We start from the raw sequence: 14,903 nt of genomic DNA on the forward strand, positions 1-14,903 counted from the left end.
CAGCTAAAAATAACAAGAAATGGGGCGCTTGAATAAGATTAAACTTAGAGCATGACGGAAGGGAGAAGAAGAAAAGAAACGGCCTTTGCCTTCTCAGCAAAGGCCGTTGAGCGAGCTAAGCGTGGTTACGCTGCCGGTCGGGCAATAATGCTGCGGGTTTCCATGCGAACTTCCGCAATAGTGACATCAATGACATCCGTCACTTTATAAACCGTCTCACCTTTAATCTGTACCGTACCGTTTTCCTGGCTGCATACCAGTTCATCGCGAACGGCGTGCAGGAACGGGGCAGGGATAAAGGCGATAGCGCCGTTATCGACCAGTCGCACACGCATACCACCACGGCTGACGTCAATAATTTCTGCCGCGAAACGGGTATTTGTCCCCGCCTTATCGTTAAGGAAGCGTGCATATAACCAGTCGCCGACATCGCGCTCCGCCATGCGGTTCAGGCGACGGCGTTCCGCCATTTGCTGGGTGATATCTTCCTGCGGACGCGCAATAGCTTCCCCCTTGATGACCGCTTTCAGCAGGCGATGGTTAATCATATCGCCATACTTACGGATGGGAGAGGTCCAGGTGGCATAAGCCTCAAGACCAAGACCGAAATGCGGCCCCGGCTCGGTACTGATTTCCGCAAAAGACTGGAAGCGACGAATGCGGCTGTCAAGGAAACCGGAGGGCTGCGCATCCAGTTCGCGACGCAGTTTACAGAAGCCTTCCAGCGTCAGCACCTCTTCGGCATCGACATGCAGACCATGCGTTTTCAGCAGCGCGGCCAGCGCGTCGGCATTCGCGGGATCGAAGCCCGTATGTACGTTGTAAATACCGAAACCGAGCTTATCGCGCAGTACGCGCGCGGCACAAAGGTTAGCGGCGATCATCGACTCTTCTACGATACGGTTAGCGATACGGCGCGGTTCCGCCACAATATCCAGTACTTCGCCTTTTTCGCCAAGCACAAAGCGGTAATCCGGGCGGTCTTTAAAGACTAACGCATGATGATGACGCCACTCACTGCGGCTTAGACAAATACGGTGCAACAGACGAATCTGCTGGGCAATGCCTTCGTTATCCGGCTGCCAGGTGCCGTTATTTTCCAGCCAGTCGGAGACATTGTCGTACGCCAGCTTGGCCTTCGATTCGATGGTGGCCGCAAAAAAGGCGATATCATCGTCAATGGTGCCGTCCGCGGCGATTATCATGCGACAGGCGAGCGCCGGACGCACTTCGTTGGCGCGCAGTGAGCACAGATCGTCAGACAGCTCACGTGGCAGCATAGGAATATTGAAGCCCGGCAGGTAGTTGGTGAAGGCGCGAATTTTCGCGGCGTTATCCAGCTTACTGCCTTCGGCAATCCAGGCGGTAGGATCGGCGATAGCCACCGTAAGCTGGAGTCTGCCGTCCGCTAATTCCTCAGCATAAAGCGCGTCATCCATATCTTCAGTGCTGGCGCTATCGATAGTGACGAAATTCAGCGCGGTAAGATCCTGGCGCTCCAGCCCTTCGTCCAGCATCTCCGTCGCTACGCCGTTCGGCGCTTCTTTTTCCAGGTTATGGCGGGCAAGCGTAACCCACCAGGGAACAAAGTGATCGTCGGCAAAGGTGATGTACTGCGTTAAATCGGCGTAAAACGAACGGTCGCCTTTAAGCGGATGGCGGCGCATTTCGGCAACCGCCCAGTCACCTTCTTTGAACTCATGCTGAACGCCGCGCGCGGCGCGGCAGGGAATCGCGTCTTTCAGCAACGGATGATCCGGCACGATGGACAGGCGGTCATTTTTACCCTGAACTTTTCCCACAAAGCGCGTCAGGAACGGTTCGATCAGTTCTTCCGGCTCGGCAGACTCCCGTTCTTTTTCCGTGTGGATGACCGCGACGATACGATCGCCATGCATCACTTTTTTCATCTGCGGCGGAGGAATGAAATAGCTTTTTTGCGCGTCAACTTCAAGGAAGCCAAAGCCTTTTTCCGTGGCTTTTACGACCCCTTCAGCGCGCGGCGTCTGGGAATGCAGTTGCTGTTTAAGCTGCGCTAGCAGCGGGTTGTCCTGAAACATATTCGTCTATTTTCGTAGCCAAAAGAGCGGCTGACAGTTTTACGCGATTCTGCCTGGCGCAGCAAGCGCTCTTTCAGTAATGGATGAGTTAATAGGTTTCGCCCAACGCGATTTTTAAACGATTTAACCATCCGCACACGCCGCACCAGCCTAACATATTAATGGCCTGCTCCGATGAAACTCCCCTGGTGAGTAGCGGGAAAAAATGCGCGGCGCTAAAGCGATCGGGCGCTCTGGTGAGCCATTGTATCGCCTGTGTCAGCGCAGGCTCAAGTTCCCAACGAGCGATGTCGTCGTCTTCCTGGCGTAACGTGATGACAGCGCGACGCCACGCGCCAGGTTGGGTTGCCTGTTCGTTAAAGCAGGCGGCGCTGCCGTTGATACGTGATGTGAGGAGCGTGATAAGTGGAAGTAAAGAAGGGGGCGACGCAGTGTGTAATGTGCTGGTCAGTATGCGTTCGAGTAACGCGAATGAAGACGGATCGCGCATGAGTACCGGCGCCATCATTTGGCATTGTGAAGACGAATATTGCCGCCGAACTTTGGTATGGGCGGGATGATATTCTACCAGACTGGCGGCGGGCCGCCATATCGTCTGGGGGTTTTGAAACCGCGCGGCCCTGGCAAAGCGCTGCATCTCCTGGCCGGGCAGCTCACGCACGGGCAGACGGCAAAACGCCTGAAATATCGCCGCTACCCGCGCCTGAAAACCGATAAACCCAATGATCTGATTGATGAGTACGGTATCCCGGGCGGTTAATCCCACCTCTGCAAGCTGTTCGCGGGCTCGCGTATTGATAACGGAGGGGGAGCCGGCAAGCTGACGAGCGTATTGCGTAATTTGCGCCAGCCGTTGATTGCTCTCTCTTGAGGCGTCAGGGCCAGGTAGCGGCGCCAGACGCGCGGCATAATAGCGGCACAAACGCTGAACCCCAAATACCTGAGCGGCGGTCAGCGCGGTGCTCATACGTTCATAGGCGCTAAACGTATGAAGCCGGTCGTTGAGAACCGTGCGGGGAAATAAGATATCCGCCAACTGGCGAGCTGGCTTTAACCATGACTCAAAAGGCACCAACGCGGTTTCTGCTACCGTTAAATCCAGTAAAAAACGATCGTTAACATACGCGGCTTCCGGCATCAGCGAAAGCGGGGTTTGTGACGACATAGTGGATTGTGTTTCATGATACCAGTGGCTTTTACCCGCTTTTCGGCATTGTTCCATAGGGTTTCCCGAGGATGAAATGGCGATCGATAATGATTCGGCGTCGGATCGTTTATGCTGGATTATCCTGGCGTATGCGGGAAAGGGATGAAAGATTGTTAGGTGATAACAAATATCAGAACGCTATATAACGAGATGAGCGGTGAGTGAGGGGAATGGGGCAGCACAGCCGTGCTGCCCGCTAATAAACTTAATGCGCTTACTTCAGTTCCAGTTCATTCATTGCCGCAATGCTGAACCCGCCGTCAACATGAACGACTTCGCCAGAAATGCCTGCCGAGAGATCGGAGCACAGAAACGCCGCTGAGTTACCCACATCTTCAATAGTCACGGTGCGACGAATTGGCGTAACGGCTTCACAATGCGCCAGCATTTTACGGAAGTCTTTAATACCGGACGCCGCCAGCGTGCGGATTGGACCCGCAGAGATGGCGTTGACGCGAACCCCTTCCGGTCCCATAGCGTTTGCCATATAACGCACGTTGGCTTCCAGAGAGGCTTTCGCCAGACCCATGACATTGTAGTTCGGGATGGCGCGCTCCGCTCCCAGATAAGACAAGGTCAACAGCGCAGAACCCGGATTCAGCATGGTGCGGCAGGCTTTCGCCATGGCAACAAAGCTGTAAGAGCTAATATCGTGAGCGATTTTAAAGCCTTCGCGGGTAACCGCATTAACATAATCGCCGTCCAGCTGATCGCCAGGCGCGAAACCGATCGAGTGTACGAAACCGTCAAATTTCGGCCAAACGTTACCCAGCTCTGCAAACATAGCGTCAATGCTGGCATCTTCAGCGACATCACACGGTAAAACGATGCTGGAACCCAGCTGGGCAGCAAATTCTTCTACGCGGCCTTTCAGTTTGTCGTTCTGGTAGGTGAACGCCAGTTCAGCTCCTTCGCGGTGCATCGCCTGTGCGATACCGTAGGCGATGGACAGTTTACTGGCCACGCCAGTGACCAGAATGCGCTTACCGGAAAGAAAACCCATAGCTTTAATCCTTATAGTCATTGCTTATTTTTTGCTTTTACGAACAATGGTTAACAGCAACTTTTCAACATTATTCGAAATTAGTCTGAAATTATATCCCACTCCTGGCCCCGTGTGTCACGCTATTTTTCCGCCGCTATCTCCGGCAGGTGACGTTCTAAAACCACACGGTAACGAAGTCCCTGAGGATTTTGAGCACTCCCCAGGGCCAAACTGGCAAATCAAAGAGTCTAATGGGACAGGCCCTACGGTGCAGTATACCAGCTGGTGTAAGGTTCGCCTCATCCAACCAGAGACACAGGGACGGATAGCAAGTACGATAGCGATGCGCCTTCCACCAGACAAATAAAGGTTCTGTAGGAAGCCAGAATATTCATCCGAATGGTTTACCTCACCTATTAGCGATGTTATATACCCTTCATACTTCAAGTTGCTTATGTGTTGGCTACGGATTACTCGGCCCATCCATGGGCCTCGCCCTGACGGGCCGTCGCACGCGACGTTCAAATCTGCTCCCGGCAGATTTGTCGCTCACCCCAGTCACATAGTTATCTATGCTCCTGGGGACTCACTCCCTTGCCGCCTGTAAGCAACTCGAATTATTTTGGGTATAGACATGTAATTTTAACCAGCAAATGCTTAACAAAAATAATTTCTTTTTTAGGCGCTGTAAGTTTTCTCTATTTATTGATGCAGAGTAATACTGGATATGAAAAATTTTGGAAATCAGGTGATTACAGTAGTTACAAATCAGGTTTTTATATGTTTGCATGTGTATTATAATAAATTTTCAGAGGATGAGACATATGCCGTTTACATTTCATATCGGAAATCATAGTTGTCAGATATCAGAAAAGTATTTAAGAGATATCATCGATAATAAAAGAGAGCATGTTTTTTCAACGTATGAGAAATTCATAGATTTTTTCAGAAATATATTTACCAGTCGAAGTTTAATTTCTGATTATAGAGAGATATATAATCTACTGTGCCAAAAAAACGAGCGTCCAGATATTACGAAGCCTTTCTCGCTACGACCATTTTCGAGGCGAGATGAAGACTGTACACGATGGCGCCCCCTTCTTGGATATATTAAACTTATTGATGCCTCCAGACCTGAAACAATAGATAAATACACTGTAGAGGTATTAGCGTATCAAGAAAATACGTTACTACTAAAACTGTTTTACGATGGAGTATTAGTGACCGAGACGGAGTGTTCTGAGCGTTGCGTCGATTTTTTAAAAGAAACGATGTTTAATTATAATTCCGGGGAAATTACGCTTGCCGCTTTGGGTAATAATCACCTGACGCCGAGCGAAGCTGGTAGTAATGGGATCTATGAGGCTTTTGAGCAACGTTTGATAGACTTCCTGACCACGCCCGCCACGGCGTCTGGTGATGAGAGCTGCGCTACTGATCAGACGGATGCATCACAACCAGCGGCAATAGAGGCGTTTATTAACTCGCCGGAGTTTCAGAAAAATATTCGCATGCGTGATATTGAAAAAAATAAAATAGGTAGCGGAAGTTATGGGACAGTCTATCGGTTACATGAAGACTTTGTTGTTAAAATTCCAATTAATGAGCGGGGAATAAAAGTGGATGTTAACTCTCAGGAACATCGTAATTGTCATCCTGATCGTGTCAGTAAGTATTTGAATATGGCCAATGGCGACAAGAATTTTTCTCGTTCGGCCATCATGAATATTAATGGTAAAGACGTTACGGTTTTAGTTTCAAAATATATTCAAGGTCGGGAGTTAGATGTTGAAGATGAAGATAACTATCGAATGGCGGAGGCGCTTCTTAAATCCCGGGGGGTTTATATGCATGATATAAATATCTTAGGTAATATTCTGATTAAAGAAGGGGTTCTTTTCTTTGTGGATGGCGATCAAATCGTGTTGTCACAAGAATCCCGGCAACAGCGAAGCGTTTCTCTTGCAACAAGGCAACTGGAAGAGCAAATTAAGGCCCATCACCTGATAAAATTAAAGCGGGCAGAGACCGAAGAAAATACTGAAGATATTGAATATTATAAGTCACTTATTGCGGATCTTGATGCGTTAATCGGAGAGGAAGAACAGACACCTGCGCCAGGAAGACGTTTTAAACTAGCCGCGCCTGAGGAAGGGACTCTTGTGGCTAAGGTATTAAAGAATGAATTAAAAAAATAGCATTTAGTTCAGTTCTTTTCTGCGAATCGCCGGGGGCTCATTCGCTACAGATTTGCCGATCAATTATTGAGAGTTGCTATTCGCTTAAAGGTCGTTCGGGGGATCTGGACAGCCTGTAGCGGAGATGCAACTCGCCATTAGGGTTGGCGATGCCGCGCTGCCATAGTGGGTGAAATGCCACGCGATGGTGCAACACCATTAACTCGCCTTGATTTTTCCCCTCTGTCTGACAAGAAAAACCTGGCTTTACGGATGGTCTCATGCCGTCGTATTAGCGTTGTTCGGCGTAGTATGTAAATTTCCTTATAGCAATAGAAGAACATTCTCAAAACATAAAATTAGCAAGTTATCATGAAGTTAACATATATTGTTTTTTTCGATCATTTTTTATATATTGATCGTTTTTATTGATTGATTTGCGTTAAAAGCGCATTATCAGGGAGTTAAGATCAAGTGGAGTGGTCACATGCGCTATTTTTTTATGGCAGAGCCGATAAGGGCAATGGAGGGGGATTTACTGGGTGTCGAAATTATTACCCATTTTGCATCGTCGCCAGCTCGTCCGCTACACCCTGAGTTTGTTATCTCGTCATGGGACAATTCGCAGAAGCGCCGTTTTCTGCTTGATCTGTTGCGGACAATCGCGGCCAAACATGGCTGGTTTCTACGCCACGGCCTGTTCTGTATCGTTAATATCGATCGGGGTATGGCGCAGCTTGTCCTTCAGGACAAAGATATTCGCGCATTACTACACGCCATGCTATTTGTGGAGCTGCAGGTCGCTGAACATTTTTCATGTCAAAATAACGCCTTAATCGATCCTTTAATACACGCGCTTCATAAGCAACCTAATCTATTATGGCTGGGCGACCTGGGCGTAGGGAACGCAACCGCTGCGCCATTAGTTTGCGGGTGTTTTAGCGGCGTAAAACTTGATCGCAGCTTTTTTATCTCACAAATTGAAAAAATGACGTTTCCGCTGCTCGTCAAACATATCCGGCGTTATTGTGACAAGATCGTGGTGGGTGGCCAGGAAAACGCACGCTATTTGTCGGCGTTAAAAACGGCAGGCATTTGGGCAACCCAGGGCACGTTATTTCCTTCCGTTGCGTTAGAAGAGGTTGAAACATTGCTGTTGGGCAGTCGCATGAACACCCTCAGAGAATCGAACTGAGGGTATTTGTGTCGCTTAGCGATCCTTTCGCCATGCGTCAGCGGTCAGCGCCTCGCCAAAATGGCCTGCGATTAAACGGCGGGTAAGCTCATGTAGCGGAGAGGCGAGCACATCGGCGGTGCTGCCGCGTTCAACCACTTCCCCCTGATGCATCACTAATACCTGATCGCTAATATGCTTCATCATGCCGATATGCTGCGTGACATAGATATAGGAGATGCCTTGCTTTTCCTGCAATTCAAGCATCAGATTGATGAGCTGCGAGCGCATGGACATATCAAGCGAAGCCAGCGCTTCGTCCGCGATAATGACTTTAGGGCGTAAAATCAGCGCGCGGGCCAGGCCCAGACGCTGTTTCTGCCCCGGCGCCAGCATATGCGGGTAGTAGCTCACGTGATCGGGCAATAGCCCCACCATACGCATCGTCTCGACAATCTGTTTGCGCCGCTGTTCCGGCTCCAGATCGGTATTAAGGCGCAGGGGGAAGTCAAGGATCTGCGAAATACGTTGACGTGGATTCAGTGACGTTGAGGGGTCCTGAAAAATCATTCGAATACGTTGGCTTCGAAACGAATAGTCGCCGTAATGCAGGGGATGATCGTCAATGAGAAGCTCGCCGCTGGTGGGTTCAATCATGCCGGCCAGCATCTTTGCCAGCGTGGATTTGCCGGAACCGTTTTCGCCGATAATGGCCAGAGTCTGACGCTCACGAAGCGTAAAGCTTAATGGTTTCACGGCGTCGACGGTCTGGCGGCGAAACCATCCTGTCCGGTAGCGAAAGGTTTTACTCAGGTTGCGCACTTCAAGCAGAGTTTCCACCATATCACTCTCTCTCCATATTCAGCGGAAAATGACAGGCATAGAGATGATTTTTCGCGCCGGTTAAGCGTGGCGTGATAATGCATTCTCGTTGCGCGTAAGGGCAGCGCGGCCCCAGACGACAACCTATCGGTAACTGTTCCAGTAGCGGGATCGCACCCGGCAGCGTATTCAGACGGCTTTTATGCGGCATCGCGCTGCCAAAATCCGGAATCGCGCGGATAAGCGCCTGCGTATAAGGATGATGTGGCGTCGTCACCAGATCTTTACTTGGCGCGGTTTCTACCGTCTGGCCGCAGTATAAGACGTTGATTTTGTCAGCCCACTGACTCAGCATTTGCAGGTCGTGGCTAATCAACAGAATGGTGGTATTACTGTTTTGATTCAGTCGGGTCAGCAGGCGAAAAATTTGCGCCTGCGTCGTTGGTTCCATTGAGTTGGTGGGTTCATCAGCGATCAGGAGTCGCGGTTGATTCGCCAGCGCGATAGCGATCATAACTTTCTGACATTCGCCATCGGTCAGTTCATAGGGAAAACTGCGCATCGCGTCTTTATGATCTTTAATTCCCACCCGGTGCAGTAATTCAATTGCACGCCGTTTACGCCAGCCAAAACGCTGCCACCAGCGGCCTTTATAGGTCCAGGCGGGAATATTTTGCATTAACTGGCGGCCGACGCGTTCGGAAGGATCAAGGCACGACTGCGGCTCCTGGAAGATCATCGACACATTATGCCCGACCAGCTTACGCCGTTCACGAGAGGAGAGGCGCAGCAAATCGATATCATCAAAACGCATACGGTCGGCAGTGACTCGCCAGTTGTCTTTCGCGACGCCGCAAATAGCTTTAGCAATCAAGCTCTTTCCGGAACCCGATTCACCTACCAGGCCGCGAATTTCGCCTTCGCTTAATGTCATACTGACGCGATCGACCGCTTTTACCCAACCTTCGCTGGTTTTAAATTCAATGGTGAGATTGCGGATATCCAGTAACGGCATTATTCCACCCCCGCAATAATCGCACGACGAATCCCATCTCCGAGCAGGTTTACCAGTAAAACACTGAGCGTTATCGCCGCGCCGGGTAGCATAACGGTCCACGGCGCGACATAGATTAGCTCCAGCGCATCTCCCAACATGGCGCCCCATTCAGGAGAGGGAAGCTGCGCGCCGAGATCTAAAAATCCCAGCGCGGCGATGTCCAGAATCGCCATCGACAGCGCCCGGGTAATTTCGGTGACCAGACCGGCGGTAATATTCGGTAAAATGGCGAACCACAGAATATTCAGCGTTGTCGCGCCATCCAGACGGGCGGCAATGACGTACTCTTTTTCCAGTTCATCATGCACCATGCTGTAGACGGAACGTACCATTCGCGGCAACAGAGCCAGCCAGACGGCAAACATCGCGTGTGACAGATGTGGGCCGGCAAATGCCACGACGATAATCGCCAGCAAGAGCGAAGGGATGGAAAGCAGCGTGTCCAGAATATGGTTCAGCACGGCAGAGCGTAAACCGTGCGTCGCGCCTGCCACTACGCCGAGGACTAATCCACATAGCGTAGCCGCCAGCGTTACGATAAACGCGCCGCCGACCGTGGGCGCCGCGCCGCTTAACAGGCGGCTCAGCACATCGCGCCCCAGATCGTCAGTCCCCAGAAAAAAGGAGACTTCGCCATAGCGTGACCAGGAGGGCGGCAGTAGCTGATAGCCCAGAAATTGCTGATCGATGCCATAGGGCGCGATCCAGCCGCCAAAAATACACAGCAACGCCAGACCGGCGCATCCATACAGGCCCACCATCGCAGGCGCGTCGCTATAAAATTTACGCCAGGCAGTGCGCAGGGTGCCTGGCGGGCGCTTTTCGCTGTAGACGCTATCGTAAGGCATACCATTCCTTATGTTTCAGAGGGTTAGCCATAGCACCCAAAATATCGGAAATCACATTGACCACAATAACCAGCGAGCCAATGACCATCACGCCAGCGGAAATAGCGGCATAGTCCTGCTGACGAATGGCGTGAATTAACCATCGTCCCAGCCCTGGCCAGCTGAAAACCATTTCGGTAATCATCGCCAGCGTTAACATCGTTGAAAACTGCAGGCCAAGACGAGGAATGACCGGCGGCAGCGCATTATGCAACACGTGACGGCGTAAAATCGTAAAGCGCGACAAGCCGCGCGTGGCCGCCGCTTTAACGTAGTTCTGATCGTAGACCTCAATAGTGCTGATTCGCATCAGGCGGATCACTTCTGTGGTCGGCGCGACGGAGAGCGTGAGCACCGGTAAAACCATATGCCGTATGGCGCTCATCACCATTTCATCACGCCATGGCGAATCTGAAATCCAGGCGTCAATGATGGCGAAACCGGTAACCGGTTTAACTTCATAAAGCAGGTCAAATCGCCCGGATACCGGCAGCCACCCCAGCGTGAGCGAAAAGAACAGTGTGAGCAGAAGCGCCAGCCAGAAAACCGGAATTGAGAAACCTAATAGTGCCAGCGCGCTGATAAAACGATCCGGCCATTTGCTACGCGTCACGCCCGCCAGCATCCCGACCGGGATGCCGACCATCAGCGCAAAACCAAAGGCGAGAATGCACAGCTCCATCGTGGCGGGAAACACCTCTTTAAGCTGTTCGGAGATCAGCTGGCCGTTAATGCTGGACACGCCAAAGTCCCAGTGCAGCAGACCGTTGAACCAGAAAACCCAGGCATTCCATAATGATGCGCCTTGTAGCGGCGCGTGCGGCGTAAAATAGCTCAGGCTAAAGCCGATAAAGGTCAGGAAGAATAGCGTCACCAGCAACAGCAATAACCGACGCAGGGTGAAGATAATCATGGTTTTTTCACCTCTTCGTGTTTTTCGCGGGAGACGCCGGCAAAAGACGCATTGCCGAACGGGCTTAACACCAGCCCTTTAATATCGTAGCGGTAAGCCTGCAGGCGTAGTGATGATGCCAGCGGCAGTATCGGCAGCTCTTTCTCCAGGATATTCTGCGCTTCCTCATATGCTTCTATGCGCGAAGCCAACTGCTGCGACGACAGTGCTTTACGCAGCACGCTGTCAAATTCAGGGTTACACCAGTGGGCGAAATTGGTTTGCGAATTGATGGCCGCACAGCTTAACAGTGGTCTGAAAAAGCTATCCGGATCGTTGCTGTCCGTGGCCCAGCCGGATAAGGTCAGATCGTGATTCATATCCATCAGGCGCGCCTCCTGAAAACGACCTTCAACCGGCACAATGACCACTTTTACGCCAACCTGCGCCATATCCGCCTGAATAAGCTCCGCCGTTTTTAGCGGACTTGGGTTCCAGGCCTGAGAACTGGTCGGCACCCAGAGATGCAGCGTAAGATTCTCAATGCCCAGCGCTTTTAGCTGTTCGCGCGATTTTTGCGGATTGTACTCCGTAATTTTGGCATCGTTATCGTAAGCCCATGAGGCTCTCGGTAAAATGGAGGCTGCGGTTTCCGCCGTGCCGTAATAAATCGACTGCATCAGACGCTGGTTGTTGATCGATAAGGCCAGCGCATGGCGCACTGCGGGATTATTCAACGGCGGCTTATCGGTGTTAAAGGCCAGATAGGCGATATTCATCCCCGGGCGCAACGTCAGACGTAAACGCGGATCGTCGCGTAAAATAGTTAGCTGGCTGGCGGCGGGCCAGGCCAGAACATCGCATTCACCGGTCAGTAATTTCGATAAACGCCCGGTACCGCCGGAGCCTAAATCCACCACCACTTGCGGCATCAGCGGTTTGCCGCGCCAAAACCCATCGTGGCGCTGGAGACGAATAAACTGCCCGGCACGGTACTCCGAAAGCTGGAAAGGCCCGGTGCCGACCGGTTGGCGGTCTAGCAGTTCCTGACGATCTTTTCGGCTAAGCTGCGCGGCGTACTCAGCGGACATGACGGAAGCGTAGTGTGTGGCCAGATGCCATAAAAAGGAGGCGTCTGGCTGCGTCAGGCGAAACTCAACGGTGTTATTGTCCAGCTTACGCACGCTTTTTACATTGTCGGCGAACTGTAGGCTATCAAAGTAGGGGAAGCTACTGCCGTTGATGTTATGCCACGGATGTCGACGATCGAAAATCCGCTGAAAGGTAAAGACGACATCATCAGCATTGAGTTTTCGGGTCGGCGTAAACCAGGCGGTTTTTTGAAAGGAAACGTCGCGGCGCAGGTGAAAACGGTACGTTGCCCCGTTATCCAGCACTTCCCAGCTTTCTGCCAGCTCTGGGACTAAACGATAAGTATAGGGATCGACATCCAACAGGCGGTCATATAACTGGGCGGCCAGGGTATCGACGATGAGGCCGCTGCTCGCTTTTTGCGGATTAAAGGTGTTGACCTGCCCGCTAACACAATACACAAAGCCGCTATCGCGAATATCTGCACTCGCAGTTTGTTCGGGCGCAGCCGCAGCCGTAGCCTGACTACTCAGTAGACCCGCTATCACGATCAGAGACGATAAAACCAGGCGCATAATAGTTAAGTTTTTGAAGTTCAATTTGCAAAGTGTATCGCACTTCGGCCCGCCACGTAAAAATGTCGGTGGATAACTGGCGTAAATGTCGTCAATTAGCCGGAGAAATAGCTAAAGCTGATGCTTTTTAAGCAAGGCGCGAAACTGGTGGTAGGTGAGCGCCAGCAAATCGGCGGCTCGTTTCTGGTTAAATTTCGCCTGCTGTAAGCTACGTTGCAGCAGCGCTTTTTCCTGTTGCAGTTGAAACTCCCGCAAGTTGAGCGGCAGGTCAGGCGTGACGGATGCCGCTGGCAGGGCGGGCGCGGGCGGTTCAGCGGGATGGCGTTGAAAAGGATCGATAACAATTTCATCCAAAGGATGTTCACTACTGCCGTGGCGATACACTGAACGTTCGACTACGTTTTTCAGCTCGCGGACATTACCCGGCCAGGCGTAATGCAACAACGTTTCTTTTGCCCGATCGGTAAAACCGGGAAATAAGGGCAGACGTAGTTCACGACACATCTGAATAGCAAAATGCTCGGCCATCAGCATGATATCGCTCTGGCGTTCGCGCAGCGGCGGCAGTTGTACAACATCAAAAGCCAGCCTGTCGAGCAGATCGGCACGAAATGTCCCTTCCTTCACCATGGCGGGTAAATCGGCATTAGTGGCGCATACTAATCGCACATTAACCTGTAACGGCTGGCTGCCGCCGACGCGCTCTAGCTCGCCATATTCAATCACCCGCAGCAGCTTTTCCTGTACCAGCATCGGCGCTGTCGCCAGTTCATCCAAAAACAGCGTGCCGCCATCGGCGCGTTCAAAGCGACCGGGATGGCGTTTTTGCGCCCCGGTAAAAGCACCCGCTTCATGACCAAACAGTTCGGAGTCCAGCAGATTTTCGTTAAGCGCTGCGCAGTTAAGCGAGATAAGCGGCCCCTGCCAGCGTGAAGAGAGATAGTGCAGGCGATTGGCGATAAGTTCTTTACCCGTCCCGCGTTCGCCAATAATCAGTACTGGCTTATCCAGCGGCGCGAGCCGGGAGACTTGTTCCAGTACTTCAAGAAAACGGTTTGCCTCGCCGAGCAGGTTATCTTTAAATTCAGCCATGATGAAAATCGCCACTTGTTAGTGTTTTTCACCACTTTATCTTTTTTTGCTGGCGAGGTAAAACGAAATAATTCCTTTATTATCAGTAACATGAAAAGTTGGCACGTAAATTGTATTAATCATGTAGCAGGGCATCGCCCGTTATCAGAACATTATGTGAGGATTGAAATATGGGTATTTTTTCTCGTTTTGCCGACATCGTGAACGCCAATATCAATGCGTTGTTGGAAAAAGCGGAAGATCCGCAGAAGCTGGTGCGCCTGATGATTCAGGAGATGGAAGATACGCTGGTGGAGGTTCGCTCGAACTCCGCGCGTGCTTTAGCGGAAAAGAAACAGTTATCCCGTCGTATTGAACAGGCCACGACTCAGCAGATCGAGTGGCAGGAAAAAGCGGAACTGGCTCTGCGCAAAGATAAAGACGATCTGGCGCGCGCCGCATTGATTGAAAAACAAAAGCTGACCGATTTAATTGCTACGCTTGAACAGGAAGTCACGCTGGTGGATGACACGCTGGCGCGCATGAAGAAAGAGATTGGCGAGCTGGAAAACAAACTCAGCGAAACACGCGCTCGCCAGCAGGCGCTGATGCTGCGCCATCAGGCGGCAAGTTCTTCCCGCGATGTCCGTCGTCAGCTTGACAGCGGCAAACTGGATGAAGCCATGGCGCGGTTTGAATCCTTTGAACGTCGTATCGATCAAATGGAAGCGGAAGCGGAAAGCCATCGTTTTGGTAAGCAGCAATCGCTGGACCAACAGTTTGCCAACCTGAAAGCCGATGATGAAATCAGCGAGCAGCTGGCGCAGTTGAAAGCCAAAATGAAGCAAGATAATCAATAATGACAATGGCGGCGCCGGTACGCGCCGTCGCTCATCAGCTTTAG

General features: G+C 51.4%; 13 protein-coding genes and 1 pseudogene. 3 read left to right on the plus strand and 11 right to left on the minus strand.

What is annotated here, in order from left to right:
* Positions 1-125: 125 nt before the first annotated feature.
* The 5 genes and pseudogenes from NA330_RS00255 to NA330_RS00275 form a co-directional block, all read right to left on the minus strand.
* Positions 126-2,060 carry an exoribonuclease II gene (locus NA330_RS00255; protein WP_000485041.1) on the minus strand — a complete coding sequence of 645 codons (1,935 nt, stop codon included), beginning with the start codon at positions 2,058-2,060 and terminating at the stop codon, positions 126-128.
* Positions 2,061-2,304: 244 nt separating this feature from the next.
* Positions 2,305-3,282, minus strand: a pseudogene (locus NA330_RS00260) (carboxymuconolactone decarboxylase family protein); the annotation flags it as partial.
* A 199-nt stretch (positions 3,283-3,481) separates the two neighbouring features.
* Complete coding sequence (gene fabI, locus NA330_RS00265) at positions 3,482-4,270, minus strand: enoyl-ACP reductase FabI (RefSeq protein WP_000506501.1); 789 nt, start codon at positions 4,268-4,270, stop codon at positions 3,482-3,484.
* A gap of 117 nt (positions 4,271-4,387) precedes the next feature.
* Positions 4,388-4,735, minus strand: a complete 348-nt coding sequence (locus NA330_RS00270) for a hypothetical protein (protein ID WP_049828068.1) — start codon at positions 4,733-4,735, stop codon at positions 4,388-4,390.
* A gap of 103 nt (positions 4,736-4,838) precedes the next feature.
* Positions 4,839-5,042 carry a hypothetical protein gene (locus NA330_RS00275; protein ID WP_001518100.1) on the minus strand — a complete coding sequence of 68 codons (204 nt, stop codon included), beginning with the start codon at positions 5,040-5,042 and terminating at the stop codon, positions 4,839-4,841.
* Between the two features lie 34 nt (positions 5,043-5,076).
* Between NA330_RS00275 and steC the strand changes: the two genes are divergently transcribed.
* Both steC and NA330_RS00285 read left to right on the plus strand, forming a co-directional pair.
* Positions 5,077-6,450, plus strand: coding sequence for an SPI-2 type III secretion system effector kinase SteC (steC, locus tag NA330_RS00280; protein WP_024149220.1), 1,374 nt, complete (start codon positions 5,077-5,079; stop codon positions 6,448-6,450).
* Between the two features lie 466 nt (positions 6,451-6,916).
* On the plus strand, positions 6,917-7,624 hold the full coding sequence (locus NA330_RS00285) for an EAL domain-containing protein (RefSeq protein WP_023241600.1): 708 nt from the start codon (positions 6,917-6,919) through the stop codon (positions 7,622-7,624).
* Positions 7,625-7,639: 15 nt separating this feature from the next.
* On the opposite strand, the gene sapF is transcribed toward NA330_RS00285, so the two are convergent.
* From sapF to pspF, 6 genes are all read right to left on the minus strand, one after another.
* Positions 7,640-8,446 carry a peptide ABC transporter ATP-binding protein SapF gene (gene sapF / locus NA330_RS00290; protein ID WP_000230462.1) on the minus strand — a complete coding sequence of 269 codons (807 nt, stop codon included), beginning with the start codon at positions 8,444-8,446 and terminating at the stop codon, positions 7,640-7,642.
* A gap of 1 nt (position 8,447) precedes the next feature.
* Positions 8,448-9,440, minus strand: a complete 993-nt coding sequence (sapD, locus tag NA330_RS00295) for a peptide ABC transporter ATP-binding protein SapD (RefSeq protein ID WP_001649208.1) — start codon at positions 9,438-9,440, stop codon at positions 8,448-8,450.
* Positions 9,440-10,330, minus strand: coding sequence for a peptide ABC transporter permease SapC (gene sapC, locus NA330_RS00300; RefSeq protein ID WP_001146150.1), 891 nt, complete (start codon positions 10,328-10,330; stop codon positions 9,440-9,442). The genes sapD and sapC overlap by 1 nt, the downstream gene beginning before the upstream one ends.
* On the minus strand, positions 10,317-11,282 hold the full coding sequence (gene sapB / locus NA330_RS00305; protein ID WP_000583298.1) for a peptide ABC transporter permease SapB: 966 nt from the start codon (positions 11,280-11,282) through the stop codon (positions 10,317-10,319). The genes sapC and sapB overlap by 14 nt, the downstream gene beginning before the upstream one ends.
* A complete protein-coding gene (gene sapA / locus NA330_RS00310) occupies positions 11,279-12,928 on the minus strand; it encodes a peptide ABC transporter substrate-binding protein SapA (protein ID WP_001241622.1) in 1,650 nt (549 codons plus the stop codon). The genes sapB and sapA overlap by 4 nt, the downstream gene beginning before the upstream one ends.
* A 111-nt stretch (positions 12,929-13,039) precedes the next feature.
* Entirely contained in the window at positions 13,040-14,020 is a 981-nt protein-coding gene (gene pspF, locus NA330_RS00315) for a phage shock protein operon transcriptional activator (RefSeq protein WP_023200298.1), read from the minus strand.
* A gap of 170 nt (positions 14,021-14,190) precedes the next feature.
* On the opposite strand from pspF, the gene pspA reads away from it, so the two are divergent.
* On the plus strand, positions 14,191-14,859 hold the full coding sequence (gene pspA, locus NA330_RS00320) for a phage shock protein PspA (protein WP_000511005.1): 669 nt from the start codon (positions 14,191-14,193) through the stop codon (positions 14,857-14,859).
* The last annotated feature ends 44 nt before the right edge of the window (positions 14,860-14,903 follow it).

The organism is Salmonella sp. NW722, from assembly GCF_051702785.1.
Lineage (GTDB): Bacteria > Pseudomonadota > Gammaproteobacteria > Enterobacterales > Enterobacteriaceae > Salmonella > Salmonella enterica.

What these genes read in the sequence shown, in the direction of transcription:
- pspA (WP_000511005.1), top strand. Translation starts at nt 14,191, where the DNA reads ATGGGTATTTTTTCTCGTTTTGCCGACATCGTGAACGCCAATATCAAT.
- pspF (WP_023200298.1), bottom strand. Translation starts at nt 14,020, where the DNA reads ATGGCTGAATTTAAAGATAACCTGCTCGGCGAGGCAAACCGTTTTCTT.
- fabI (WP_000506501.1), bottom strand. Translation starts at nt 4,270, where the DNA reads ATGGGTTTTCTTTCCGGTAAGCGCATTCTGGTCACTGGCGTGGCCAGT.
- sapF (WP_000230462.1), bottom strand. Translation starts at nt 8,446, where the DNA reads ATGGTGGAAACTCTGCTTGAAGTGCGCAACCTGAGTAAAACCTTTCGC.
- sapA (WP_001241622.1), bottom strand. Translation starts at nt 12,928, where the DNA reads ATGCGCCTGGTTTTATCGTCTCTGATCGTGATAGCGGGTCTACTGAGT.
- sapC (WP_001146150.1), bottom strand. Translation starts at nt 10,330, where the DNA reads ATGCCTTACGATAGCGTCTACAGCGAAAAGCGCCCGCCAGGCACCCTG.
- NA330_RS00255 (WP_000485041.1), bottom strand. Translation starts at nt 2,060, where the DNA reads ATGTTTCAGGACAACCCGCTGCTAGCGCAGCTTAAACAGCAACTGCAT.
- sapB (WP_000583298.1), bottom strand. Translation starts at nt 11,282, where the DNA reads ATGATTATCTTCACCCTGCGTCGGTTATTGCTGTTGCTGGTGACGCTA.
- sapD (WP_001649208.1), bottom strand. Translation starts at nt 9,440, where the DNA reads ATGCCGTTACTGGATATCCGCAATCTCACCATTGAATTTAAAACCAGC.
- steC (WP_024149220.1), top strand. Translation starts at nt 5,077, where the DNA reads ATGCCGTTTACATTTCATATCGGAAATCATAGTTGTCAGATATCAGAA.
- NA330_RS00270 (WP_049828068.1), bottom strand. Translation starts at nt 4,735, where the DNA reads ATGGGCCGAGTAATCCGTAGCCAACACATAAGCAACTTGAAGTATGAA.
- NA330_RS00285 (WP_023241600.1), top strand. Translation starts at nt 6,917, where the DNA reads ATGCGCTATTTTTTTATGGCAGAGCCGATAAGGGCAATGGAGGGGGAT.
- NA330_RS00275 (WP_001518100.1), bottom strand. Translation starts at nt 5,042, where the DNA reads ATGCAAACATATAAAAACCTGATTTGTAACTACTGTAATCACCTGATT.